General features: G+C 75.6%; 20 protein-coding genes. 8 read left to right on the top strand and 12 right to left on the bottom strand.

The genetic code is table 11. From position 1 onward, the window contains the following. Positions 1-56: 56 nt before the first annotated feature. From cutA to IW256_RS12360, 5 genes are all read right to left on the bottom strand, one after another. Positions 57-2,483, bottom strand: coding sequence for an aerobic carbon-monoxide dehydrogenase large subunit (gene cutA, locus IW256_RS12380; RefSeq protein ID WP_197011097.1), 2,427 nt, complete (start codon positions 2,481-2,483; stop codon positions 57-59). Then, complete coding sequence (locus tag IW256_RS12375) at positions 2,480-3,004, bottom strand: (2Fe-2S)-binding protein (protein WP_197011096.1); 525 nt, start codon at positions 3,002-3,004, stop codon at positions 2,480-2,482. Before IW256_RS12375 ends, cutA begins: the two co-directional genes overlap by 4 nt. Then, positions 3,004-3,870 carry an FAD binding domain-containing protein gene (locus IW256_RS42705; protein ID WP_197011095.1) on the bottom strand — a complete coding sequence of 289 codons (867 nt, stop codon included), beginning with the start codon at positions 3,868-3,870 and terminating at the stop codon, positions 3,004-3,006. Before IW256_RS42705 ends, IW256_RS12375 begins: the two co-directional genes overlap by 1 nt. Beyond that, positions 3,867-5,330, bottom strand: a complete 1,464-nt coding sequence (locus IW256_RS12365; RefSeq protein ID WP_197011094.1) for a uracil-xanthine permease family protein — start codon at positions 5,328-5,330, stop codon at positions 3,867-3,869. The genes IW256_RS42705 and IW256_RS12365 overlap by 4 nt, the downstream gene beginning before the upstream one ends. Before the next feature lie 238 nt (positions 5,331-5,568). Then, complete coding sequence (locus IW256_RS12360) at positions 5,569-7,248, bottom strand: PucR family transcriptional regulator (RefSeq protein WP_197011093.1); 1,680 nt, start codon at positions 7,246-7,248, stop codon at positions 5,569-5,571. A 459-nt stretch (positions 7,249-7,707) separates the two neighbouring features. Between IW256_RS12360 and IW256_RS12355 the strand changes: the two genes are divergently transcribed. The 5 genes from IW256_RS12355 to IW256_RS12335 all read left to right on the top strand — a co-directional run bounded on the left by IW256_RS12355 (position 7,708) and on the right by IW256_RS12335 (position 14,062). After that, positions 7,708-8,646: an oxamate carbamoyltransferase subunit AllH family protein gene (locus tag IW256_RS12355; RefSeq protein ID WP_307828865.1), complete on the top strand. Its 939-nt coding sequence runs from the start codon at positions 7,708-7,710 to the stop codon at positions 8,644-8,646. Between the two features lie 108 nt (positions 8,647-8,754). Then, on the top strand, positions 8,755-10,293 hold the full coding sequence (locus IW256_RS12350) for an FdrA family protein (RefSeq protein WP_307828864.1): 1,539 nt from the start codon (positions 8,755-8,757) through the stop codon (positions 10,291-10,293). After that, positions 10,286-11,740: a YlbE family protein gene (locus IW256_RS12345; RefSeq protein WP_197011091.1), complete on the top strand. Its 1,455-nt coding sequence runs from the start codon at positions 10,286-10,288 to the stop codon at positions 11,738-11,740. Before IW256_RS12350 ends, IW256_RS12345 begins: the two co-directional genes overlap by 8 nt. Positions 11,741-11,882: 142 nt before the next feature. Continuing rightward, entirely contained in the window at positions 11,883-12,839 is a 957-nt protein-coding gene (locus IW256_RS12340; protein WP_197011090.1) for an aldose 1-epimerase family protein, read from the top strand. Then, positions 12,836-14,062 carry a DUF6986 family protein gene (locus tag IW256_RS12335; RefSeq protein ID WP_197011089.1) on the top strand — a complete coding sequence of 409 codons (1,227 nt, stop codon included), beginning with the start codon at positions 12,836-12,838 and terminating at the stop codon, positions 14,060-14,062. Before IW256_RS12340 ends, IW256_RS12335 begins: the two co-directional genes overlap by 4 nt. A gap of 15 nt (positions 14,063-14,077) precedes the next feature. Here IW256_RS12335 and IW256_RS12330 read toward each other — a convergent pair whose 3' ends face one another. Next, entirely contained in the window at positions 14,078-15,040 is a 963-nt protein-coding gene (locus IW256_RS12330) for a nitroreductase/quinone reductase family protein (protein WP_197011088.1), read from the bottom strand. A gap of 96 nt (positions 15,041-15,136) precedes the next feature. Here IW256_RS12330 and IW256_RS12325 point away from each other — a divergent pair, with 96 nt between their 5' ends. Further along, complete coding sequence (locus IW256_RS12325) at positions 15,137-15,631, top strand: MarR family winged helix-turn-helix transcriptional regulator (RefSeq protein ID WP_197011087.1); 495 nt, start codon at positions 15,137-15,139, stop codon at positions 15,629-15,631. On the opposite strand, the gene IW256_RS12320 is transcribed toward IW256_RS12325, so the two are convergent. The 4 genes from IW256_RS12320 to IW256_RS12305 are packed head-to-tail and all read right to left on the bottom strand — an operon-like array spanning position 15,609 to position 19,469. Further along, entirely contained in the window at positions 15,609-16,202 is a 594-nt protein-coding gene (locus IW256_RS12320; protein WP_197011086.1) for a nucleotidyltransferase family protein, read from the bottom strand. The genes IW256_RS12325 and IW256_RS12320 overlap by 23 nt on opposite strands. Positions 16,203-16,211: 9 nt before the next feature. Next, positions 16,212-17,447 carry an XdhC family protein gene (locus IW256_RS12315; RefSeq protein WP_197011085.1) on the bottom strand — a complete coding sequence of 412 codons (1,236 nt, stop codon included), beginning with the start codon at positions 17,445-17,447 and terminating at the stop codon, positions 16,212-16,214. After that, complete coding sequence (locus IW256_RS12310) at positions 17,440-18,525, bottom strand: vWA domain-containing protein (RefSeq protein WP_307828863.1); 1,086 nt, start codon at positions 18,523-18,525, stop codon at positions 17,440-17,442. Before IW256_RS12310 ends, IW256_RS12315 begins: the two co-directional genes overlap by 8 nt. 35 nt (positions 18,526-18,560) lie before the next feature. Further along, on the bottom strand, positions 18,561-19,469 hold the full coding sequence (locus IW256_RS12305; RefSeq protein WP_307828862.1) for an AAA family ATPase: 909 nt from the start codon (positions 19,467-19,469) through the stop codon (positions 18,561-18,563). 210 nt (positions 19,470-19,679) lie between these two features. On the opposite strand from IW256_RS12305, the gene IW256_RS12300 reads away from it, so the two are divergent. Further along, the gene (locus IW256_RS12300) at positions 19,680-21,080 is read left to right on the top strand and encodes a selenium-binding family protein (RefSeq protein ID WP_197011083.1); all 1,401 of its coding nucleotides are present in this window, start codon (positions 19,680-19,682) and stop codon (positions 21,078-21,080) included. Between the two features lie 10 nt (positions 21,081-21,090). Further along, a complete protein-coding gene (locus IW256_RS12295) occupies positions 21,091-21,723 on the top strand; it encodes a hypothetical protein (RefSeq protein ID WP_197011082.1) in 633 nt (210 codons plus the stop codon). Positions 21,724-21,771: 48 nt separating this feature from the next. Here the strand turns inward: IW256_RS12295 and IW256_RS12290 are convergent, their stop codons facing one another. Then, positions 21,772-22,809 (bottom strand): cobalamin B12-binding domain-containing protein, encoded by a 1,038-nt coding sequence (locus IW256_RS12290; protein ID WP_197011081.1) that lies wholly within the window; start codon positions 22,807-22,809, stop codon positions 21,772-21,774. After that, a complete protein-coding gene (locus IW256_RS12285; protein ID WP_197011080.1) occupies positions 22,806-24,350 on the bottom strand; it encodes a SpoIIE family protein phosphatase in 1,545 nt (514 codons plus the stop codon). Before IW256_RS12285 ends, IW256_RS12290 begins: the two co-directional genes overlap by 4 nt. Between the last annotated feature and the right edge of the window lie 131 nt (positions 24,351-24,481).

Here is a 24,481-nt window from a genome sequence, read left to right as displayed (position 1 = left end):
GACCACCTGGTCACACGACAACTCGCCGCAGGTCAACGCGGGGCCGTGCCGCGGCGTCAGCCGCGGGCGGCGGCGCGGGAGGCCCTCCGGGTGCGCAGGGCCGGGTCGTCCAGCGCGCGCAGGCGCAGGTCGTACAGTTCGTCGGGCGCCAGCGGCATGGCGTCGATCCGGAGACCCTCCGCGTCCTCGACGGCCGAGGCGATCACGGCCGACACCGGGATGACGCCGGCCTCCCCGGCCCCTTTGATGCCGAGCGGGTTGAGCGGGGACGGCGTCTCCAGGTGGTCGGTCTCGATCCGCGGTATCTCGGTCGCGTACGGCATCAGGAAGTCCATGAAGGAGGCGTTGAGCAGCTGCCCCGACTCGTCGTAGGCCATCCGCTCGTAGAGGGCGCCCCCGATGCCCTGCGCCACTCCCCCGTGGATCTGCCCCTCGACCACCATCGGGTTGATGAGCCGGCCGCAGTCGTGCACGACCGCGTACCGCAGGATGCGGACCTCGGCCGTCTCCGGGTCGACCTCCACGATCGCCGCGTGGGCCCCGGCCGCGAACGTGGACCGGGGCGGCGAGTAGTAGTCGCGCCCCTCCAGGCCCGGCTCCTCGCCGCGCGGAACGGGCGGCTCGTCCTGCGAGCCGCCCACGGCGAACTGCGTGGCGCGCGCCGCCTCCTCGTCGAAGGCGTACCGCAGCGGGTTGGACAGCACCGCCACCGTGCGCAGCGGCACGGCCGCCGACCGGTCGCCCCGGACGTGCACCACGCCGTCGGTGATCTCCAGGTCTCCCGGGTCGGCCTCCAGCGCCTCGCCGGCGATCCGCAGCGCCTTGTCCCGGACCTTGCGGCAGGCCAGCGCGATCGCGTTCCCGCTCATCACGGCGGCGCGCGAGGCGAACGTGCCGACCGCGTACCCGAACCGCCGGGTGTCGCCGGTGGTGACCCGCACGTCCTCGATCGGCACGCCCAGCTCGGCCGCGGCGATCTGCGCGAACACCGTCTGGTGGCTCTGCCCCTGCGAGGTGAGCCCGGTGGAGACGTGCACCCGCCCGGACGAGTCGATCTCGACGTGGCCGCCCTCGTACGGGCCGACGCCGGTGCCCTCCACGTAGCAGCCGAGCCCGACGCCGATCCGGCGGCCCTCCGCCGCTGCGGCGGCCCGTTCCGCCTCGAAGCCCTCCCAGCCGATCAGGTCCTTGACCTTGCGCAGCAGCTCCGGGTAGTCGCCGGAGTCGTAGATCAGCGGGCGGCCGTCCTGGAAGGTGAGCCCCTGGTCGTAGGGGAACTCGTCGGGCTGGATGAGGTTGGCCTCGCGGACCCGGGCCCGGTCCAGGCCGAGATGGTCGGCGATGCGGTCCATCGTCCGCTCCATGCAGAACACGCCCTGCGGGCGGCCCGCGCCCCGGTACGGGGTGACGATCAGGGTGTTGGTGTAGAGGCTGCGGACCTCGGCCCGGTAGGCGCCCGGTTTGTACGGGCCGAGCAGCTGGGTGGAGGTGATGATCGGGATGATGATGCCGTACGGGGTGTAGGCGCCGTGGTCGTGCAGGATCCGCACGTCCATGCCCAGCAGCCGGCCCGCGTCGTCGAACCCCACCCGGACGCGCTGGATCTGGGCGCGCTCGTGCGCCGCCGCCACGAAGTGCTCGCGCCGGTCCTCGGTCCACTTGACCTCCCGGCCGAGCAGCCGGGCCGCCCACGGCACCAGGATCTCCTCCGGCCACGGGTGCACGATCTTGACCCCGAAGCCGCCGCCCACGTCGGGCGCGATCACCTCCACCTTGGCCGGCGCCAGGCCGAGCTTGGCCGCGACGGCGGCGCGCACGCTCGTGGACGCCTGGGTGGAGGTGTAGACGCGCAGCGACTCGTCGTCGGCGTCCCAGCGCGCGTACACGCCGCGTCCCTCCAGCGGCATGGACGCGCTGCGCTCGATGTCGAGCCGGAACTCCAGCACGTGCGGCGCCGCCCCGATGGCCGCGTCCACGTCGCCGGTCTCCTGGTGGAGGACCGCCCCGACGTTGCCCGGCACGTCCTCGTGCACCAGGTCCGCGGCCCGTTCGGCGTTCTCCAGCCCGACCACGGCGGGCAGCGTCTCGTACTCGACCCGTATCAGCCCGGCGGCGTCCTCGGCCAGGTACCGGTCGCGGGCCACGACCATCACCACCGGCTCGCCCACGTGACGGACGACGTCGCGGGCGAGGGGGTGGGCGGTGCGCCCGTGGGTCAGCGCCGGATGCGGGATGAGCAGCGGCAGCGGCTCGCCGACCCGTCCCGGCAGGTCCTCCCACGTGTAGATCGCGACCAGGCCGGCGACGTCCAGCGCCCCCGCCACGTCGATGTCCACGACGCGGGCGTGCGCGTGCGGCGACCGGACGAACGCCGCGGCGAGGGCGTCGTGCCCCAGGTCGTCCAGGAAGCGTCCCCGCCCGGTGAGCAGCCGCGGGTCCTCGCGCCGCAGCACCGCGTCCCCGAAGCCGCCGCCCGGGCTCATGACTCCTCCTCACCGGGCCGGGAGGCACCCAGCTCAGCGGCGCGGCGAACGGACTTCACGATGTTCTGGTAGCCGGTGCACCGGCACAGGTTGCCCGAGACGCCCTCGACGATCTCCTCGTCGGTGGGGTCCGGCGTCTCCCGGAGGAGCGCGGTCACCGTGCAGAGGAAGCCCGGCGTGCAGAAGCCGCACTGCAGCCCGTGGCACTCCTGGAAGGCCCGCTGGACCGGCGACATCGTCCCGTCCGGCGCGGCCAGCCCCTCCACGGTGGTGATCTCGTGGCCGGCGGCGGTGACGGCGAACATCAGGCAGGACCGCACCGGCTCGCCGTCCAGCAGGACGGTGCAGCAGCCGCACACGCCGTGCTCGCAGCCGACGTGCGTGCCGGTCAGCCGCAGGTCGTGCCGCAGCAGGTCCGACAGCAGCCGCCGGGCGGGCACCCGGGCGCCGCGGTGCACCCCGTTGACGGTCAGCTCGACCTCGAAGGTCTCCTCGGCGGTCTCCGCGGAGATCCCCTCCATCAGCGTTCCTCCCTTCGCAGGGCGTCGTCCGCGGCGGCGCGCAGGGCGCGTTCGGTCAGCACCCCGGCCAGATGGCGCCGGTACGCGGCGGTGGCGTGGACGTCGCCGTCCGGGTCGAGCAGCTCGCGGGCCCGGGCGCCGGCCGCGGCCCAGCCGCCGGTCCGGGCGGCGGGGGCGGCGGCCTCGGTCAGGTCCAGGACGACGGGGGTGGCGGCGACGCTGAGGTATCCGGCGCGGGCGGACGTGACGCGCAGGTCCTCGTCCAGCGTGACCACCGCGGCCACCCCGGCCAGGGCGTAGTCGCCGTGCCGGCGCGCGGTCTCGGCGAACGCGGTGCCGGTGCGGCGGGGCAGGGCGGGGAAGAACGCCGAGACCGCCATCTCGTCCGGACGCAGGCACGTCTCCAGCGGCCCGGTGAAGAGGCCGGCGGCCGGGATGGTGCGGCGCCCGCCCGCCGAGGCGGCCTCCACCGTGCCGCCGAGCACGGCCAAGACGGCGGGCAGCTCGGCGGCGGGGTCGGCGTGCGCCAGGCTGCCCACGACGGTGCCCCGGTTGCGGACGGCGGGATGGGCGACATGGCCGAGGGCCTGCCGGATCAGCGGCTGCGCGGCGGCGGCGCCGGGGTCGCGCGCGACCCGGGCGTGCCGGGCCAGCGCGCCGATCCGCACGCCCTCGGCCGTGGTCTCCACCGTGTCCAGGGCGGCCAGCCGGTTGATGTCGACCAGGCGGGCGGGGGCGGCCAGCCGCATGTTGAGCAGCGGGATGAGGCTCTGCCCGCCCGCCAGCACCTTGGCGTCACCGGTCAGCGCGCGCAGCGCCTCGTCCAGCGTGCGGGGCGCGACGTAGTCGAACGGCGGCGGCTTCACGGGCGCGCATCGCCTCCCGCGACCGCTTCGCCGCCCGTCCCGCCCGCGGCGGCCGTCCCTCCGGAGGGCGGCGCGGGCTCCTGGGACCGCCGGGAGAGTCCCCGGAGCAGGTGGTAGCCCGCCAGGACGACGATGGTGCCGAGCGCGATGCCCTCCAGCCGGAAGTCGTCGCTGATCGGGTGCACCACCGGGCCGAGGGCCAGGATGATCCCCGCGCCCACCGGCACCATGTTGACGGGGTCGGCGAAGTCCACCCGGTTCTCGATCCAGATCTTGGCGCCGAGCAGGCCGATCATCCCGTAGAGGATCACGGTGACGCCGCCCAGGACGCCGCCGGGGGTGGCCGCCACCAGCGCGCCGAACTTGGGGCACAGCCCGAACAGGATCGCGATCAGCGCCGCGACGTAGTACGCGGCGGTGGAGTAGATCCGGGTGGCGGCCATGACCCCGATGTTCTCGGCGTAGGTGGTGGTCGGCGAGCCGCCCACCGAGCTGGTCACCACGGTGCCGACCCCGTCGGCGAAGATCGTCCGGCCGACCATCGGGTCCAGGTCGGCGCCGGTCATCTCCCCGACCGCCTTGACGTGGCCGGTGTTCTCCGCGATCAGGGCGATCACCGCGGGCAGGACCAGCAGGATCGCCGACATCTTGAAGTCGGGGGCGTGCATCTGCGGCAGCCCGAACCAGTCGGCGCCCTCCACCGCGGCGAAGCTCACCCGGTCGTGCGGGAACGCGGTGGCCACGCAGTACGGTCCCTCCGGCGCGCACGCCTTCCCCGAGGCGTCCAGGAGGTTCTGGCCGGGCAGCACGGAGGTGATCTGCCCCGCGGCCCGGTCCAGCAACCATGACAGCGCGAAGCCGAAGACCAGCCCGAGCAGGATCGCGATCCGGCCGAGGAAGCCGCGCAGCAGCACCATCACCAGGAAGACGAAGACCATGGTGAGCAGCGCGACCCAGTGGTCCTGCGGCCAGTAGGTGTCGGCGACCACGAAGGCCAGCCCGAACCCGATCAGCATGACCACCGCGCCCGTCACCACGGGCGGGAACACCGCGTGGATGATCCGCGGGCCGAGGACGTGGATGAGCAGGCCGCTCAGCGCCAGCACCACCCCGGCGACCAGGATGGCGCCGGTCACCCAGCCGTCGGTCTGCGCGGTGTCGACACCCGCGCGGATGGCGAAGACGCCGCCCACGAACGAGGCGCTGGTGCCCAGGTAGCTGGGCACCTTCCCCTGCACGATCAGCAGGAACAGGATCGTGGCGACCCCGGACATCATCACCGCGAGGTTGGGGTCGAGCCCCATCACCAGCGGGAACACGAACGTCGCGCCGAACATGGCGACCACGTGCTGGGCGCCGATGCCCGCCGTGCGCGGCCATGACAGCCGTTCGTCCGGCCCGACCACCTCGCCGGGCGGCGGGGTCTTCCCGTCTCCGTGCAGCTTCCAGCCGATGGCCATCCGCGCCCTCCCTGGGGTTCCCACCCGTCGCCCGCCGTGCGTGACGGGCCGTTCACGGTCCTGCGCGAAACCTAGAACGACCCTGGTGAGCAGGCATCGGCGACATCTGCCAAAGCCCCGCCCCCGGGGTGGGGAGAGGCGTTGCCCCGTGACGCTGCCACGGCGCCGCGCCGGGGACAATGTGCGATCGCATCAAGGGCAGCGTGCCACCGGGCCGGGCCCCGGGGCCGAGCCCGTCTCAGATGCCCCGCATCCGCAGCACGTGCAGCGCCAGCGTCAGGTTGAGCCGCAGATGCGCGTCCTCGGTGAAGGGGCCCAGCATCCGCTCCAGCTTCCCGATGCGGTACCGGAGGGTGTTGTAGTGGAAGTGCAGCCTGCGGGCGGTCTCGGCGACGTTGAGGTTGGTCTCCAGCAGGACCTGCAGCGTGCGGCGCAGGTCCACCAGCTCGGGCTCCCCGTCACCGGCCAGGTCGCCGAGGGTCTCCCGGACGAAGGCGTGCAGCTCCGCCGGGTCGGAGACCAGGCTGAGCAGCCGGTACACCCCGAGCTGGTCGAAGTGGGCGCGGGCGCCGTCGCCGTGCAGCTGGCGCCCGACCCGTACCGCCTTGACGGCCTGCTCGTACGCCTCGGGCAGCCCGGCGGGCGAGACGACCGTGCGGCTGATCCCGGTGGAGAAGGTCCGGCGGTACTCGGCGAACCCGGCGGCGGCCTCCTTGACCATGGCCTGCACGGGGCCGTTCGAGGGCCCGGCCGGGTCGGCCGGGTCGCCGGGGTCGGCGCCGACCACCGCCACGACCTCGTGCGCGAAGCTGGCCACCGCGGCGCCGCGGTCGTGCCTCCGCACGGCCGCGGTCCAGGCGGCGGCGAGCCGTTCCTGGGCGGAGCGCTCCTCCGCGCCGCGCGCCTCGGCGCCGCGCGGCCGGTCCGGGTCGGCGCCGCGCGGCCGGCCGTCCAGCTCGGCGACCAGCACCGCCACCGGGCGGTTGAGGTCCCAGCCGAAGCCGGCGCAGTGGGCGACGACGCGGTCGTCGCCGCCGGCCCGCCCGGCCAGGATGTCGCGCAGGAAGTCGGCGCGGTACTTGCTCTCGACCGCGGCGACGGCCTGCTGCTTGGTGACGACCAGGGCGGCGACGGTGGCGGCGCGTTCCAGGATGCCCAGGTCGGTCTCGCGCAGCGTCCCGTTCGGGCTGTAGGCGACGATCCTGCCGTGGTCGAACCCGCCGGCCACCACCGGCACCACCAGGTGGTCGCCCTCCTGCGGCGACCCCCGTCCCAGGGTGCGCATGGCCTGGACCTGCTCCTCGGGGCCGGCGCCCGCCAGCACGCGCTGCTCGCCGTCCAGGGCGACCACCGCGACCTGGAGGAGCGCCGCGACCTCGTCCACGACCTCCTGCAGCCCGCCGCCGCACAGCACGATCTGCACCAGCGCCCGGTGCACCTCCTCGGTGCGCGCGAGCACGGCGGCCTGCCGGTTGAGGATGTCGGTGAGCACCTGGTTGAGGATGTCGTCGAAGCCGACGTCGTCGGCCAGCAGGATCAGCGGGAAGCCGCGCCGGTCGGCCTGCTCGATCATCTCGGCGGGCAGCGTGTCCAGGTACCGGCCCAGCTTGATCGCCAGCGCGGCCAGCCCGCGCTCGTCGAGGTCGGCCACCAGGTTGTCGAGCGACTGGGGGGTGTTGCGCAGCGGGTAACCGGTCGTCAGCAGCAGCTCGTTGGGCTTGACCCACGACAGGATGTCGGGGACCTCCATCACGTTGAGCCGCTGGACGACGCGGCCGAGCCCGGAACGGCCGGCGATGAGGCGGGCGCCTTTGAGGGTGGAGACGCCGAGGACCTCACCGACCGGCAGCCCGTAGGTGAGGGTGCCGGTGCTCGCGAGCCGCAGGGCCGGCGGGCCCGGGTCCACGGGGGTTGACATCAGATGACTCCCAACTGGGTCGGCACCGGCGGGGAGGTCCTCCGCCGCCGGGATTCGCGGGTCCGGCCCTGGTGGGGCCTCGCCCGGACGGCCCGGGGCGCGCGGCCCCGTCCCGTCGCGTCGTGCGCATGGTCGGATGCGTCACCGGCTGGTCGGGAACGAGGGAGGAGCGGCTCGCCGCCGAGATCGGCCTCGCCGATCCCGTGCGGGCGCCGGAGTGAGGCGCTCATGAACGCTGACTCACGGGAACGGTCACCTCGCTCTTTGGTGCTTACATCGCCCTTCCGGGCGTGATCGCTACCGCCGTCCGATCAACACTGACAACAAAGACGAAGGATGACAACCAGTCTTGGCAGCTTTCTCCATACGTCGCCTCCCGCACCCCGCCGTACGGTCCCAGCTAGAGAGGCCGGACCGCGGCGGTGTGGACGGCGACGACACCGGTCTCGGGAGGACTGCGTGACTGCCCTCGTGCGCGACCCCATCCCCCTGGCGCCCCGCCCGGGGCGGCGCCCCCCGGCGGCCGGGGCGGCCAGCCTCGCGCTGCGCCCGGTCCTGGACCGGCCGCGCCGCCCCGCCCGCGTGATCGCGGCCTTCCCCTCGGCGGTCTACCTGGAACTGCGCGGCGACACCGAGCCCCGGGTGGTGGCCGTGGTCAGCTCCGACGCCGTCCGGCTGCCCAACGCGGTCGTGGTGGTGGCCGCCCGCCGCGAGCGGCCGTTCCGCGCCGTACGCGAGGGCGGCGAGGCGTGGGTGGGCGACGGCCGGGTCGAGACCGACGGGCTGGAGACCCGGGTCCGGCGCTGGTGGGACCCCTCGCCCGCGCTCGGCACGGTGACGCCCGCGACGCTGGCGCGCGGCGTCCGCGACCTGGAGGCGGCCCTGAACGAGGCCGGCGACGCGGCCCGCTGCGGCCTCGCCGGGCATCCCGACCCGCTGCTGCTGGCCGACCGCTGCGCCGCGGGCGACCTGGCGGGCGCCGTCGAGGCCGCCGAGCGGATCGTGGGCCTGGGCCCCGGCCTCACCCCCAGCGGCGACGACATCCTCGCCGGGCTGCTGATCGCGCTGCGCCTGCTCGGCGGCGCCGCCTGCCCCGGCGGCCGGGCCGCCTGGCTGGCCGACTGGCTGGGCGCGGCGGTGACGGCCGACGCCGGCACCCGCACCACCGCCCTGGCCGCCACCCTGCTGCACTGCGCGGCCTCCGGCGGCGCGGGCGCCGAGGTCGCCGCCGTCCTGCGCGCCGTCGCCGGGCACGAGCCCGCCGGCCCGGCCGTGCGGCGGCTGCTGGCCGCCGGGCACACCTCCGGCGCGGACCTGGCGACCGGCGTCCACGCCGGGTGCCGTGCCGCGCTGGCGCTGGGCGCCTCGGCCGGACGGGTCCGGAAGGTCTCGGCGTGACCGGATCGCCGGACCGGGCCAGCCGGGCGGGCACGGCGCCGCCGGTGACGAACGCGCCGGACGGGGCACATCCCATGAGAGGGACATGAGCGAGATGCGGGGAACCCGGTGAGACGGTGGGTCGAGGTGCGGCACGGGTCGTACCACGACTCGGTCACGCTGATGCGGGTCAGCCGGGAGGTCGGCCGCCTCGGCGGGGTCGCGGGGGCGATGGCCGCCATGGCCACGGAGCTGAACCTGGAGATGCTCGCCCGGATGGGGTTCGAGGTCCCCGCCGGGGCGGGACCCGCCGACCTGGTGGTGGCGATCGAGGCGGAGGAGGGCGCCCTCGGCGGCGCCCGGGAGGCGCTCGACGACCTCCTGACCTCGGCCCGGTCGGCGGGCGGGGCGTCCGCCCAGGCCGGGCCCGGCTCGGTGCCGCCCGCGCGGACGACCGGGGCCGCGGCCCGCCGCTCCGGGGCCGGCCTGGCGCTGGTGTCGGTGCCGGGCCCGCACGTGTTCCCCGAGGCCATGGACGCGCTGACCGCCGGGCTCAACGTCATGGTCTTCAGCGACAACGTTCCGCTGGACCAGGAGATCGCGCTCAAGGAGGAGGCGGCCCGGCGCGGGCTGATCGTGATGGGCCCCGACTGCGGCACGGCGCTGGTGGGCGGCGCCGGCCTGGGCTTCGCCAACGCCGTGGCGCCGGGCCCGGTCGGACTGGTGGCCGCCTCGGGGACGGGCGCGCAGCAGGTGATGTGCCTGCTGGACGCGGCCGGGGTCGGCGTCAGCCACGCGCTGGGCGTCGGCGGGCGGGACCTGTCACCGGAGGTGAGCGGCCGGTCGGCGCTGGCCGCGCTGGCGGCGCTGGACGCCGACCCCGCCACCGAGCTGATCGTGCTCGTGTCCAAGCCGCCCGCGCCGCGGGTGGCCGACCTGATCCGGGAGGCGGCCCGCAGGCTCGACACCCCCGTGGTGTTCGCGCTGATCGGCCCCGGCGACGACCTGACCAGGGCGACCGGGCGCGCGCTGGAGCGGCTCGGCCGCGCGGTGCCGCGCTGGCCCCGCTGGCCCGCGCCGGACCCGGCCGCCGTGCCCGGCAACGGCACCGCCCCCGTCCCGTCCCGCCGGCCGGTGACGGGCGCGCTCCGGGGGCTGTTCTCGGGCGGCACGCTGCGCGACGAGGCCGCCGCGATCCTCGGCGCCGCCCTGGGCGGGGACCCGGCCCGGCACGGGCACCTGCTCGTCGACTACGGCGACGACGCCTACACGCGGGGCCGCCCCCATCCGATGATCGATCCGACGCTGCGGCTGGAGGCGATCGCCGAGCAGGCGGCCGACCCCGGGTGCGGGGTGCTGCTGCTGGACGTGGTCCTCGGCTACGGGGCGGATCCCGATCCGGCGGCGGCGCTGGCCCCGGCCATCGCCGGGGCGCTGCGGCGGCGCCCCGACCTCGCCGCCGTCGTCTCCCTGTGCGGGACGCCCGGCGACCCGCAGGACCGGGACGCGCAGGCGGCGGCGCTGCGGGACGCGGGCGCCGCGGTGTTCGCCTCGAACGCCGAGGCCGTCCGGCACGCGCTCGGCCTCCTGCCGGGCGGGGCCGCGGCCGGCGGGACCGGCGCGGCGAACGGGACCCACGCGACGGACGGGACGGGCGCCGATGACTGAATCCGCGACGCGGCTGGGCGGCCTGCTGACCCGCGACCCGGCCGTCGTGACGGCCGGGGTCGGCGTGCTGGCCGAGGCGCTGGAACGGCAGGCGGTGCCGGTCGAGGCCGTGGACTGGCGCCCGCCGCCGGAGGGCAGCGAGGACGCCCTGGCGGCGGTGCTGGGACGGCCCGGCCACGCCGAGGCGAACGCGCGCGCGGTGGGCCGGATGCTGAGCGCCCGCCCGCACCTGGTGGACGTCCGGCCCGCGGCCGAGGTGCTCGGCCTGGAGAAGGGCACGTTCCTGCACGCGGGCCCGCCGCTGGAGTGGGAACGGGCGTCGGGGCCCATGCGCGGCGCGCTCATCGGGGCGATGCTGCTGGAAGGGCTCGCCGGCACGCCCGAGGAGGCCGAGCGGGCCCTCGAAGGCGGCGCCGCGACGCTGGAGCCGTGCCACCACCACCGCGCCGTGGGGCCGATGGCGGGCGTGGTGAGCCCGTCGATGTGGATGCTGGTGGTGGAGGACGCCGAGCACGGCGGCACCGCGTACTGCTCGCTGAACGAGGGGCTGGGCAAGGTCCTGCGCTACGGCGCGTACGGCCCCGAGGTGATCGACCGGCTGCGCCGGATGGGCACCGTGCTCGGCCCGGTGCTGCGCTCGGCGGTCCGCGGGCACGGCCCGGTCGACCTGCTGGCGATCATGGCGCAGGCCCTCCAGATGGGCGACGAGCTGCACAACCGCAACCGGGCGGCGACCTCGCTGCTGCTGCGCGAGCTGGCCGCCGACCTGGCCGAGGCGGACGCGCCGCGCGACCGGGTGGCCGAGGCGCTGCGCTTCGCCGCGGCCAACGACCACTTCTTCCTCAACCCGGCGATGGCCGCGGCCAAGGCCGCCGCCGACGCCGCCCGCGGCGTGCCCGGCTCCAGCATGGTGGTGGCGATGGCCCGCAACGGCACCGACTTCGGCATCCAGGTGTCGGGCACGGGCGACCGCTGGTTCACCGGGCCGGCCGGGGTCCCGGACGGGCTCTACCTGGGCGCGTACGGCCCGGCGGACGCCAACCCCGACATCGGCGACTCGGCGATCACCGAGACCGCCGGGGTGGGCGGCTTCGCGCTCGCGGCGGCCCCGGCCATCGTGCGGTTCGTCGGCGGCGAGGTGCCGGACGCGCTCGCGGCCACCCAGCGGATGTACGAGATCACCCTGGCCGAGCACCCGGTGCTGCAGATCCCGCTGCTGTCGTTCCGCGGCACCCCGTCCGGGATCGACGTGACCCGGGTGGTCCGCACCGGGATCCTGCCGGTCATCGACACCGGGATCGCCGGGCGGGAGGCGGGCACCGGCCAGGTCGGCGCCGGTCTGGTGTCGCCGCCGGCCGGGGTCTTCCGGGACGCGCTGCACGCCCTGGCCGCGGAGGCCCCGGGCGTGCCCGCCACCCCGCCGGCCGAGCCCGCCGCGGCCCCCTGAGGCACCGGCGGGCACCACGCCGGCACCCGGCCGGCACCTGGGCGGGCACCGGGCGGGTACCTGGGCGGGCACCGGGGCGCCGCGGAACACGCCCCGCCGGAAATCGGCGTGCCGGGCGGTCACGGCCGGGTACCTTCGGGCCATGACCGAGTCGATCAGCCCACGGCCGCCCGGCCCCGGCACGGCCGGCGGCGAGCCGATCAGCGGCGCCCAGTACGCGATCGGCGCCGGGCCCTACCGGGCCGTCGTCACCGAGGCGGGGGCGGGCCTGCGCGAGCTCACCCACGAGGGACGGCCGCTGGTGCTCTCCCACGGCGCCGACGAGCCCGTGCCCGCGGCCCTCGGCCAGCTGCTGATCCCCTGGCCCAACCGCGTGGACCGGGGCCGGTACGCCTACGGCGGGCGCCTGCACCAGCTCGACCTGTCCGAGCCCAAGAACGACTGCGCGATCCACGGGCTGGTGCGCACGTCGTCCTGGGGCGCCGCCGAGCACGGGCCGGACCGGGTCCGGCTGACCCACAGGCTGCTGGGGGCGCCGGGCTACCCCTACCGGCTCGACCTGGAGGCCGATTACTCCCTCGACGCCCGCGAGGGCCTCACGGTCCGGCTCTCGGTCCTCAACACCGGCACCCGGACGGCCCCGTACGGGCACGGCGCGCACCCCTACCTCACCGTGGACGAGCCGATCGACGACTGCACGGTCACCGTGACCGCCGGCCGGTGGCTGCCGGTGGACGGCCGCAGGATCCCCACCGGGCCGGCCGAGGACGTCACCGGCACCCCCTACGACCTGCGGCAGGGCCGCGGGCTGGGCGACCAGGCCATCGACATCGCCTTCACCGGGCTGCGCCGCGACGCCGCCGGCCGGGCCTGGGTGCGGCTGAGCGGCGGCGGGCGCACCGCCGCGCTGTGGGCGGACGAGTCGCACCCCTGGCTGCAGGTCTACACCGCCGACCACGTGCCCGGCGACCGGCGCCGGCGGGGGCTGGCGGCCGAGCCCATGACCTGCCCGCCCAACGCCTTCGCCACCGGATTCGATGTGATCCATCTCGAACCGGGTGTCGGATGGGCCGCCTCTTGGGGGATCATGGCGGGGTGAACCTCAGCGTCCCCTCGTTCGACGACCTGTCCGCGCGGATCGCCGCGGTCCGCGACGACCATGCCCGGCGCTTCCCCGGTCCGGCCACGGGGCGCCAGCCGGTGCACACGGTGTACGTCCCGGCCGACCGGTTCTCGCGCTCCACCCCCGCCGACTTCGGCACCGAGGCGCTGCGGCTGCTCAACACCCACACCCCGGGGGCGGGCTCGTTCGGCAGCGCCTTCGGCCTCGACCCGGAGATCGCCGGGCCGGTCCGCGAGCGGGTCGCGGCCAAGCTGGCCTCCGAGCCGGTGGAGGACGTGCGGATCGACTTCGAGGACGGCTACGGCGTCCGCTCCGACGAGGAGGAGGACGCCCACATCGCCCAGGTGGTGGAGGCCGTCGCCGCCGCGTACCAGGTGAAGGCGCTGCCCCACTACTGGGGGCTGCGGGTCAAGTCGTTCGCCGACGGCGGGCACGAGCGCACGATGCGGACCCTGGACGGGTTCCTCACCGCCCTGCGCGACCGGCTGGGCCGGCTGCCCGGCGGGTTCACCATCACCTTCCCCAAGGTGGTGATGGCCGAGCACGTCGCGATCTTCGTGGAGTACCTGGACCGGCTGGAGGGCTCGCTCGGGCTGCCCGCCGGGATCCTGCGGTTCGAGGTCCAGGTGGAGACCACCGAGGCGATCATCGACCACGAGGGCCGGATCGGTCTGCGCGCCATCGCCGACGCCGCCGGCCCCCGGCTGACCGCCGCCCACTTCGGCGTGTTCGACTACACCGCCGCCTGCGGCCTGCCCCCGGAGGAGCAGCGGCTCGACCATCCGGCCTGCGACTTCGCCCGGCACGCCATGCAGGTCACGTTCGCCGGCACCGGGGTCCGGCTGTCGGACGGCTCCACCAACGTCGTCCCCCGCAACGACGGCCCGGACGAGGTCAACGCGACGTGGGCGGTGCACGCCGCGCACGTGCGGCACTCCCTGCGGCACGGCTTCTACCAGGGATGGGACCTCCACCCGGCGCACCTGCCCAGCCGTTACGCCGCCGTCTACGCCTACCACCTGTCCGGGGTGGACGAGGTCATCGGCCGCGTCCGGGCGTGGCACGAGCAGGCCGCGGCCAAGGACGGCGGGGTCCTCGACGAGCCCGCGACCGTCAAGGCGCTGGTCGCCCGGCTCCAGCGCGCCGTCGACTGCGGCGCCCTGGACGAGAGCGTCCTGCCCGTCCCCGCCGAGGGGTAGGGCGCGGCGGCCCGCTCACGTCCGGGCGGCCGGGCCCGCCCAGTCGGCCGCGCTCATGGCGTTGAGCGCGGCGGTGAGCTGCTCCTCCTCGTAGGCGTAGTGCGCCTCCAGCCCGGCGGTCACCCGGTCCAGCTCGGCGCGGACGCGGGCGGGGTCGGCCGACTCCAGGTCGTCGATCAGCGCCCGCAGCTCGTCCCTGAGGCGGGTCACCGCGACGTGCTCGCGGCGCAGCCGGTCCAGGACGGGGGCCAGGTCCGGGTACCGCCGTTCGAGCGGCGGGAACCCCCGGGTCTCCTCGCCGTCGTGGTGCGCGCCGAGCGCGTCGCAGAAGGCCAGGCAGTGCGTCCGCAGCCGCACGGCCAGGTCCGGCGCGGGCCGTGCCGCACCGGCCCCGCCCCGTCCGGCGTCCCCGGCGTCCCCGTCGCCTCCGGCGTTCTCGCCGCCGAGGTAGGTCTCCACCTCCGCGCGGAGGGCCTCCAGGTCGTGCCGCAGGCCCGCGTGGATCCGCAGCAGCTGGTCGCCCATCGCCAGCGAACGGTCGGAGTCGGCGCGGTGGAGCGCCACGACCGGGATCGTCCGCGACGTCATCCTCTGGTACTCGGCGTAGGCGGGGACCAGGTCGCTCTGCAGCGCGTAGAGCCGGTCCCGCTCGGGCCCGTGCAGCCGCATCGCGGTCGCCTCGTAGGTCTCGACCCCGTCCCCCGCGCCGATCTCGACGGTGACGCGGGAGTCGGCCAGCACGTTGGACAGCCAGGCCGGGTCGGTGGGCGCGCCCGCGTTCGAGCCGAAGACGAGCACGCGGTCGCCGTCGTCCAGGTAGGCCAGCGGGGTGGTGCGGCGCCGTCCGGTCCTGGCGCCGGTCGTGGTGAGCAGGAGCAGGGCCGCGCCCTCGAACATCCCGCCGACGCGTCCGGCGTTCGCCCGGAACTCCTCGATGACCGCCCGGTTGAGATCCGCGGCCGAGAACTCCTCGGTCATGGGCACTCCCCTATCCTGAGGGCTTCGATTGGACTGGTTACTTTGCTTTGCAGGCAAAACTATTTGCAATGCAAAGCTATTAGGGATGGGCGGGCCATGTCAACGGACGAGCGCGGCCCCGGCGCGGACGGCGCCGCGGCCGGGCCGAGCGTGGAGGACGGGGTCCGGACCATGCTGCTGCTGATGCCGCGGATGGTCGGGCGGGCCAAGCGGATCAGGGTCCCCGAGGAGCTGCGGTCGTTCGACCTCGCCCCGCGTCACCTGTCGCTGCTGTCGTACCTGTTGTTCGACGGGCCGATGAGCGTGAACGAGCTGGCCCGGCGGCTGGAGGTGGCACCGGCCACGGTGAGCCTGATGGTGAGCGACCTGAGCCGCCAGGGCATCCTGGAGCGGCGCGAGGACCCCGCCGACCGGCGGCGGACGATCGTCAGCGTCGCCGGGGCGCACCTGCCCGCCATCGAGGGCTGGCTGGCCCTGGGCGCGAGGGCCTGGCGCACCGCGCTGGAGCCGCTGACGCCCGCCGAGCGCCGGACGTTCATCGACACGCTGCGGCGCTACGAGCAGGCCGTCAACGACGGGTCCGGCGGCTGAACGCCTCCAGGTCGGCCGGGGTGTCGATGTCGTCGGGCGCGGCCACGTCGCCGCACGGCACACCGGTCACCAGGTCCGGACGGGCCCGCAGGAAGGAACGGGCGCCGGCGTCGCCCTCGGCCGCCTCCGCGGCGGCGCCGAAGTGCTCGCACGCGATCAGCACCGGGTTGCGCGGCGCGCCGTCATAGGTGGCGACCGCGACGCGGGCGCCTTCTTCGTAGGCGGCGATCAGGCGGCGCACGGCCTCGGCGGTCACCCGCGGCTGGTCGACCAGGGCCACGACGACGGCGGGGCAGCCCGGCGGCAGGGCGTCCAGCCCCGCCCGCAGGGAGGACCCCATCCCGCCGCGCCACGCCGGGTTGGGCACCACGACCGCGCCGATGACCTCGACCTGGGCGGCGCCGGAGACCACGAGCACCGGGGAGCAGCCGCCCTCGCGCAGCGTGCGCACCCCGCGGTCGACGAGGCGTTCGCCGTCCAGTTCCACCAGCGCCTTGGGCCGGCCGAGCCGGCGCCCCTCCCCCGCGGCCAGCAGCAGGCCGGCCGGGCTCTCCGCACCGTGCAAGGTCATCACGTGACCCTAGCCCGCTCCGCCCTCCGCGCGCGGCACGCCGGGCCGGGACCCGCCGCGGACGCCGTCGCGGGTCTCGTCGCGGGTCCCGGTCTGAACGCCGGTCTGAACGCCGGTCTGAATGCCGGTATGGGTCTCGGCGTGGATCCGGCCCTCGGTGCCGGAGAGCGGGCGTCCCGTTCCGCCCCAGCGGAGCTGGATCATCTCGGCGGCGATGGACACGGCGGTCTCCTCGGGGGTGCGGGCCCCCAGGTCCAGGCCGATCGGCGAGCGCAGCCGCGCCAGCTCCGCCTCCGTCAGCCCGGCCTCCCGCAGCCGCGCCATCCGGTCGTCATGGGTCCGGCGCGACCCCATCGCCCCCACGTACCCGGCGCGGGTCCGCAGCGCCACCTCCAGCAACGGCACGTCGAACTTGGGATCGTGGGTCAGCACGCAGATCGCGGTCCGCTCGTCCACCTCCGTGCCGTCGAGGTACTTGTGCGGCCACCTGACCACCACCTCGTCGGCCTCCGGGAACCGCTTGGGCGTGGCGAACACCGGCCGCGCGTCGCACACCGTCACGTGGTAGCCGAGGAACTTGCCGACACGGGCCACCGCCGCCGCGAAGTCGATCGCCCCGAACACCAGCAGCCGCGGCGGCGGCGCGAACGAATGCACGAACACCGACAGCTCGTCCAGCCGCCGCTCCCCCTCGCGCCCGTAGTGCCGCGTGCCGGTGAGCCCCTGCGCCAGCATCCCCCGGGCGTCGTCGTCCACCGCCGCGTCCAGCCGGGCGGCGTACGGCGCGCCCGGGGCCAGCGTCCCGGCCGCGCGGCCGGGCCACACGATCCGGCGCGCGCCCAGCGTCCCCGGCCCGGCCACCACCGTCGCCACCGCCACCGGCCGCCGGGCGGTGATCGCCTCGGCCACCTCCGCGAACTCCGGGAACGCCGCGGGGCCCACCGGCTCCACCAGCACGTCCAGGATCCCGCCGCAGGTCAGGCCGACCGCGAACGCGTCGTCGTCGCTCACCCCGTACCGCTGCACCACCGGTCGGCCCGACTCCATCACCGACTGCGCCAGCTCGTACACCGCCCCCTCCACGCACCCGCCGGACACGCTCCCGACCACCTCCCCCGAGGGCGAGACGGCCATCGAGGCGCCCGCCGGGCGCGGCGCGCTGCGGAACGTGCCGACGACCGTGGCCAGGCCGAACGTCTCCCCCTCCGCGTACCACGCGGCGATCTCGTCGAGCACGTCACGCACGGGAGCCTCCGATCAGGCGGGCGAGGTGTTCCAGGGCGTCCAGGCTGTGCCCGGAGGTGAAGTCGTCGATGTGCGGCAGGGCGGCGGCCATCCCCGCGGTCAGCGGCTCGTACCCGGGACGGGCCTTGTGCGGGTTGGCCCACACGACCCGGTGCGCGAGCCGGTGCAGCCGGGCCATCTGCGCGCCGAGCAGGCCCGCGTCGCCGCGTTCCCAGCCGTCGGAGGCGATGACCACCACGGCGCCGCGCGCCATCCCGCGCTGCCCGAACCGGTCGAGGAACTCCTTGAGCTCCTCGCCCAGGCGGGTGCCGCCGCTCCAGTCGGGGATCGCCTCGGACACCGCGGCCATGGCCGCGTCCGGGTCGCGGTGGCGCAGTTCCCGGGTGAGCCGGGTCAGCCGGGTGCCCACGCTGAAGACCTCGGTGGCACGGCCGCCCGAGCGCGCGGCGGCGTGGGCGAAGCGCAGCAGCGTGTCGGCGTAGGGGCGCATGGAGCCGCTGACGTCGACCAGGAGCACGACGCGGCGCGGGCGGGTGCGGTGGGCGCGGTGGCGCAGCAGCGAGATCTCGCCGCCGCGCCGCAGCGTCTCGCGCACCGTGCGGCCGGGGTCCAGGCGGCCGCGCGGGGCGGGGGCGAAGCGGCGGGACCGGCGCCGGGCGGCGGCGGCGTCCAGCGCGGCGACGAGGCGGTCGACCTGGGCGCGCTCGTCCGGGCCGAGCCGGGCCACGTCGCGGTGGCGCAGCACCTCGGTGCCGCTGACCATGGCGGCGCGGGCCTCGCGTACCTCCTCGTCGTCCCCGCCGCCGGACGCGCCGGGGGCCGCGGCGAACGTCCGCCGCACCACCGCCGGGGGCGGGCGGCGGCGGCCGGGACGGGCGGTCAGCCCGGAGAAGTACGCGGCGAAGCAGCGGTCGTAGCGGGGCAGGTCGTCGGGGTCGGCGCACAGCGTGAGCCGGCCCGCCCAGTAGACGTCGGAGCGGTCCAGCACGTCCAGATGGTCGAGCGCGCGCAGCATCGCCTGGACCCGCTCGGGATCGGCGGGCCCGCCCGCGGCGCGCAGCGTCCGCGCGAAACCCACGATCGTCTCCGTGAGGTCGCGGCCGGCGGGCACGGTCATCCCCCGTCGAACAGGGCGCCGAGACCGCCGGCGATCACCCGCTGCTGGTCCTCGCGGTACTTCAGCACCGCGCCCAGCGTCACCGCCGCGACGTCGGGGTCCAGCTCGCGCACGCCGAGGGCGACCAGCGCCTCGGTCCAGTCCAGGCTCTCCGCCACGCCGGGCGGCTTGAGCAGGCCGGCGCCGCGCAGCCGCTGCGCGGCCCGGGCGACCTGCCCGGCGAGCCGTTCGGCGGCCTGCGGGAGCCGCCGCCGGATGATGGCCACCTCCCGGTCGAAGGCGGGGTGCTCCAGCCAGTGGTAGAGGCAGCGCCGCTTGAGCGCGTCGTGCACCTCGCGGGTGCGGTTGGAGGTGACCACCACCACCGGGGGCCGCTCGGCGTGGATGGTGCCCAGCTCCGGGACGGAGATGGTGAAGTCGCTCAGCACCTCCAGCAGGAACGCCTCGAACTCGTCGTCCGCGCGGTCGATCTCGTCCACCAGCAGGACGCTGGGCGTGGTCTCCAGGGCGCGGAGCAGGGGACGCGCCATGAGGAAGCGGCGGTCGTACAGCTCGCCCTCCAGCCGGGCCACGTCGGTGATCCCGGCCGCCTCGGCGGCGCGCAGGTGCAGCAGCTGGCGCGGGAAGTCCCAGTCGTAGAGGGCCTGCGAGGCGTCCAGGCCCTCGTAGCACTGGAGCCGGATGAGGGGCGCGCCGAGCACCGTGGCCAGGGTCTTGGCCAGCTCGGTCTTGCCGACCCCGGCCTCCCCCTCCAGGAACAGCGGCCGTCCCATCCGCAGGGCGAGGAACCCGGCGGTGGCCAGGCCGTCGTCGGCCAGGTAGCCGTGCCGGTCGAGCAGCTCCGCCAGCTCCGCCGGAGAGGCCACCGCGGCCGGGGCCGCCCCCGCGGTCGTCCTTTCGCTCACGACCTCAGGCTACTCATGAGAGCGGCGGACCGGCACGGGCGGCGGACGCCGATTTTCGCCCGGCGCCACGCGCAGAAAACATGCTTACCTAGTAGGAAAAGTTGACTTTCTGTACGGGATTGGCGACGATCGGTCCGGCCGGTGCCGGGGCGTCACATCACCGCCCGTCCGGCGGGGTACGCCGACGAGAGAGAAACCAGGAGGAGCTCCATGGCACTCTGGAAGCCCGACCCCACCTTCTACGCCTCGCCCCGCGAGGCGGTGGCGGGGCCGCCCGAGAAGCTGGCCTACGTCGCCGCCTTCGACCGGTCCGCCGCCACGCCGGACGCCATCGCCGTACTGGACGTCGATCCCGGCTCCGGCACCTACGGCGACGTGGTCGGCTGGACCGAACTCCCCAACCTCGGCGACGAGCTGCACCACTTCGGCTGGAACGCCTGCAGCAGCGCCCTGTGCCCGTACGCGCCGCACCCGCACGTCGAGCGCCGCTACCTCATCGTCCCGGGGCTGCGGTCCTCGCGGGTGTACGTCATCGACACCAAGGACGAGCCCACCTCCCCGCGGATCGTCAAGGTGCTAGAGCCGGAGGATCTGGCCAAGCGCGCGGGCTACTCACGTCCCCACACCGTCCACTGCGGCCCCGAGGGCCTCTACCTCACCGCCCTGGGCGGCGCGAACGGCGAGGAGGGCCCCGGCGGCATCGCGCTGCTCGACCACACCTCGTTCGAGGTGCTGGGCCGCTGGGAGGTCGACCGGGGGCCGCAGTACTTCGCCTACGACGCCTGGTGGCACATCGCCCATGACGTCCTGGTCTCCTCCGAGTGGGGCACCCCCTCGATGATCGAGGACGGCGTGGTGGGGGAACTGCTGCTCGGCCGCAAGTACGGGCACTCCCTGCACTTCTGGGACCTGCGCAAGCGCCGGCACGTCCAGACGGTCGACCTCGGCGACGAGCACCAGATGGTCCTGGAGCTGCGGCCCGCCCACGACCCGACCCGGCAGTACGGCTTCGTGGGCGTGGTGGTCAGCGTCGAGGACCTGTCGGCGTCGGTCTGGGTGTGGCACCGCGACGGCGGCGAGTGGGCCGCCAGGAAGGTCATCACCATTCCCGCCGAGCCCGCCGACCCCGACCTCCTGCCCCCGGTCATCCGGCCCTTCGGCGCGGTGCCGCCGCTGGTCACCGACATCGACCTGTCGGTCGACGACCAGTGGCTGTACGTGTCGTGCTGGGGCACCGGCGAGCTCAGGCGCTACGACGTGAGCGACCCGTTCAACCCGGTGGAGGCCGGCTCCGTCCGCATCGGCGGCATCGTCGGCCGCACCCCGCACCCGGCCGAGCCGGGCCTCCCCCTCTCGGGCGGGCCGCAGATGGTCGAGGTCAGCCGTGACGGCCGCCGCGTCTACGTGACCAACTCCCTGTACGGGGCCTGGGACGACCAGTTCTATCCCGACGGCGTCGGGGCCTGGATGGCCAAGCTCGACTCCACTCCGGAGGGCTTCACCTTCGACGAGCGGTTCTTCCCGCACGGCGACGCCTTCCGCGGCCGGCGCCCCCACCAGACCCGCCTCCAGGGCGGCGACGCCTCGTCCGACTCCTACTGCTACCCGTGACGCCGGCCCCGTGATGAACGGTTCGCTCGCCGCGCTGATCGCGCTCGGGGCCTTCCACGGGCTCAACCCCGGCATGGGCTGGCTCTTCGCCGTCGCCCGGGGACTGCAGGAACGCAGCCGCGCGCGCGTCCTGCAGTCCCTGCCCGCCATCGCGGCCGGGCACGCCGCCTCCGTGGGCGTGGTGGTCGCCCTGGTCGTCCTGACCCGGTCGGTCCTCGCCACCCGGATCGTCGCGATCGGCGGCGGGCTGCTCCTGGTCGCCTTCGGCCTCTACCGGCTGCTCTCCCAGCGGCACTTCCGCTGGGTGGGGATGCGCATCTCCCTCTGGCAGCTGGCCGGCTGGTCGTTCCTGATGTCGTCCGTGCACGGGGCGGGGCTGATGCTCCTCCCCATCCTCACCACGGCCCCCGCCGCCGGCGGCGCCCACCATCACGGCATGTCCGCCGGGGGCGGGCTGTCCACCGGCGTCTTCGTGACCGGCGTCCACACCCTGGCCATGTTCGTCGTCGCCGGAGTGATCGCGGTCCTGGTCTACGAGATCGTCGGCCTGGCCGTCCTGCGGCGCGCCTGGTTCAATCTGGACCGGCTCTGGGCCGTCGCGCTGGTGACCGCCGGCGCGGTGACCCTGGTGACCGCGGCCTGACCGGGACGTCCCGGCGGCGTGCGCGGCGGCGTGCGCGGCGGGGCGTCCTCAGGTCCGGGAGGGCGCCGTGGCCAGGAGGGCGCCCGCCCGGGCGAGCATGTCCCTGGCGCGGGGATAGGCGGTCAGGTCCGCGCCCAGGATCTCGTAGCCGGTGGCCAGCGCCTCGCGCGGGACGCCGCGCGGGCGCAGGATCTTCGCCAGCCACCGCGTGAACGACTCCAGCAGCGTGACGTCGTCGACCAGCAGTGCGGCGATCAGGAAGTCCACGATGTGGGCGAGGTCCTCAGCGGTCCGCTCGAGCTGCCGCTGCGAGTAGCCCGCGGCCTCCCGGGCGCCGATGAGCACGCTCATCGCCCGGCCGACCAGCACCGTCCGTTCGGCCCCCAGGCGCTCGTGCTCGTCGTCGGTGAGGTGGTCCAGGGGCGGGGCGGGGTCGGTGAACGCGGGCCAGCCGCACGACAGCCGCTCCACCGCGGCGGCCGGGCCGGGCACCCAGACGTCGGCGCCCAGCCGCTGCGCCCAGCGGCCGTCCGGGCCGAAGCCGGGGCCGCCGGCCAGCACCGGAACGCCGGTGTGGCGGACCGCCTCGATCATGGACCGGGCCTGCGGCAGGTTCGAGGGCACCATGCACGACAGCCCGGCCGCGTCCGGCCCGACCTCGTGGACGAAGTGGGCCATGTGCCCGGCGGGCGTGCTGGCGCCCAGCGTGGTCACCGCCCACCCCTCGGCCCGCAGGGTCTCCGCCGCGATCTGGGCCGCCAGCGCGTGCCAGTCACCGTCCACGCAGGCCATCACCACCCGGCCGCGCGGCGGGTCGGGCGTGCGCAGCCGCACCCCCAGCGCGGCCACCACCTGCGTGCTGATGTGCGTGGCGGCGTGCTCGCGGGCGACGTTCCAGGAGTTGTCCGCCCAGTACGCGCCGACCTGCCGCTGGGCCGGCGCGACCAGCAGCGACAGCAGGTCGGGCACGGGGACGCCGGCGTCGGCGAGGCCGGTGGCGATACGGATCGCGGCGTCCTCGTCCGCGTGGGAGAGCGCCGCGAAGAAGGCGTCGTACACCCCGGCGCCGATGGCGTGCGGGCTCACGACGCCCACTCCCAGCCCGCGGCCGGCGCCGCCTGGATGCCGAACATCGCGATGTCGTCGTGCTCGCCGCCGCGGAGGTGCTCCAGCGCCAGCTGCGCCACCCGCTCCACCACCGCGCCCGGCGGCATCCCCCGGCAGTCGGCCAGGTCCTCCATCAGCCGTTCCTCCCCGTACATCGCCCCGTCCTCCCCGCGCGCCTCGGTGATGCCGTCGGTGTAGAGGTAGAGGGCGTCGCCCGGTTCGAGGACGACCTCGGCGTCACCGAAGACCGCTCCCTGGAGGGCGCCCACGAGCATCCCGGGCAGCCGCACGGGCTCGACGGTGCCGTCGTTGCGCAGGACGAGCGGCGCGGGGTGGCCGCCGGCGGCCAGCGTGATCCGGACCGAGCCGTCCGGCAGCGGTTCGGGGCTGCCGATGACCAGCGTGACGAACCCGCCGTCGTCGCCGACCAGGAGGGTCCGGTTGAGCAGGTCCAGCGTCTGGGTCGGGGTGAGGTCGACCATGGCCGCGGTGCGCAGCGCCTGCCGCACCCGCCCGGTGTAGACGGCCGCGTCGACGCCCTTGCCGCAGACGTCGCCCAGCACGAACATCCATCCCTTCGCCGGGACGTGCAGGACCTCGTAGAAGTCGCCGCCGATCAGGGACCCGGCCGTCGCGGCCCGGTAGACCGCCCCGAGCCGCGTCCCGGGGACGGGCGGCAGCGCGGGCGGCAGCAGCGCCGAACGCAGCCGCTCGGACGTGTTCACCGCGTGCTGGTAGAGCCGCGCGGCCTCCAGCGCGAGCGCCACCCGGTCGGCGTGGTCGTCGATCAGTTCCAGCTCGGCCTCGTCGTAGGGCTCGGCGCGCAGCAGCGTCATCACGCCGAAGCACGAGCCGCGCGCCCTCAACGGGACCAGCACCACGGAGCCGGACGAGGGCGGGTCGAGCCCGGGCGGGCACAGCTCGCGGGCCCGTTCCGGCGTCAGCTCAGGGTGCACCTCCCGGCGGCCGGTCGCGCGGACCCGGGTGGGCCCCGCGCCCGCCGGCTCAGCGGTCAGGAAGCGGGCGGGGCCGCCCGGCCGGGCGACGGCCGTGATCGGGGGCCCCTCGTCGGACCAGAGCGTGACCGCGCACTGGTCGGCCGGGCCGTCGGCGGTGAGCCGCGCGGCCAGCCCCCACGTGCGCCGCAGGTTGAGGGTGCCCGACAGGGCGCGGCTCGCCCGGGACAGGAAGTGCTTGCGCTCGCGCTCCAGCCGCAGGGCGTCCTCACGCTCCCGCTCGACGGTGACGTCCCGCAGCACCCACGTGACCGAGCCGTCCGCCATCGGCAGGCGCCGGGCGGTCATCCGCGCGCCGAGGGCCTCGCCGTCCCCGGACGCCTCGCCGGCCGGCACGCCGCCGGGGCCCGTCTCGCGCAGGACGGCGCCGGCGCGGCGGCCGGGCGGGCGGCCGGGACGCAGATCGCCCAGCAGCCGGCGGGCCACCGCGTTCGAGCGGACCACCTCGCCGGAGGGGTCGAGCACGATCACGGCGTCGTCGAGCGCGTCCAGGAGCGCCTGCACGCCGGGTTCCGCGGGCCGCCGACCGGTCCCGCGATCGGTGTCCCGCACGGCGTGCGGGCGGCCTGTGCCGCGGTCAGCGCCCTGCAACCAGCATCCTCCAAATGCGGATGAACCGGGCACGGCCGGGGCCC

This window comes from Actinomadura viridis (assembly GCF_015751755.1).
GTDB lineage: Bacteria > Actinomycetota > Actinomycetes > Streptosporangiales > Streptosporangiaceae > Spirillospora > Spirillospora viridis.
Note: the sequence above shows the minus strand (reverse complement) of the source record. Positions and strands in the feature narration are given on the sequence as shown.

Excerpts from the sequence above, each read along its gene's own strand:
- IW256_RS12375 (WP_197011096.1), bottom strand. The coding sequence starts at position 3,004 with ATGGAGGGGATCTCCGCGGAGACCGCCGAGGAGACCTTCGAGGTCGAG.
- IW256_RS12340 (WP_197011090.1), top strand. The coding sequence starts at position 11,883 with ATGACCGAGTCGATCAGCCCACGGCCGCCCGGCCCCGGCACGGCCGGC.
- IW256_RS12325 (WP_197011087.1), top strand. The coding sequence starts at position 15,137 with ATGTCAACGGACGAGCGCGGCCCCGGCGCGGACGGCGCCGCGGCCGGG.
- IW256_RS12365 (WP_197011094.1), bottom strand. The coding sequence starts at position 5,330 with ATGGCCATCGGCTGGAAGCTGCACGGAGACGGGAAGACCCCGCCGCCC.
- IW256_RS12330 (WP_197011088.1), bottom strand. The coding sequence starts at position 15,040 with ATGACCGAGGAGTTCTCGGCCGCGGATCTCAACCGGGCGGTCATCGAG.
- IW256_RS12300 (WP_197011083.1), top strand. The coding sequence starts at position 19,680 with ATGGCACTCTGGAAGCCCGACCCCACCTTCTACGCCTCGCCCCGCGAG.
- IW256_RS12345 (WP_197011091.1), top strand. The coding sequence starts at position 10,286 with ATGACTGAATCCGCGACGCGGCTGGGCGGCCTGCTGACCCGCGACCCG.
- cutA (WP_197011097.1), bottom strand. The coding sequence starts at position 2,483 with ATGAGCCCGGGCGGCGGCTTCGGGGACGCGGTGCTGCGGCGCGAGGAC.
- IW256_RS12320 (WP_197011086.1), bottom strand. The coding sequence starts at position 16,202 with ATGACCTTGCACGGTGCGGAGAGCCCGGCCGGCCTGCTGCTGGCCGCG.
- IW256_RS12360 (WP_197011093.1), bottom strand. The coding sequence starts at position 7,248 with ATGTCAACCCCCGTGGACCCGGGCCCGCCGGCCCTGCGGCTCGCGAGC.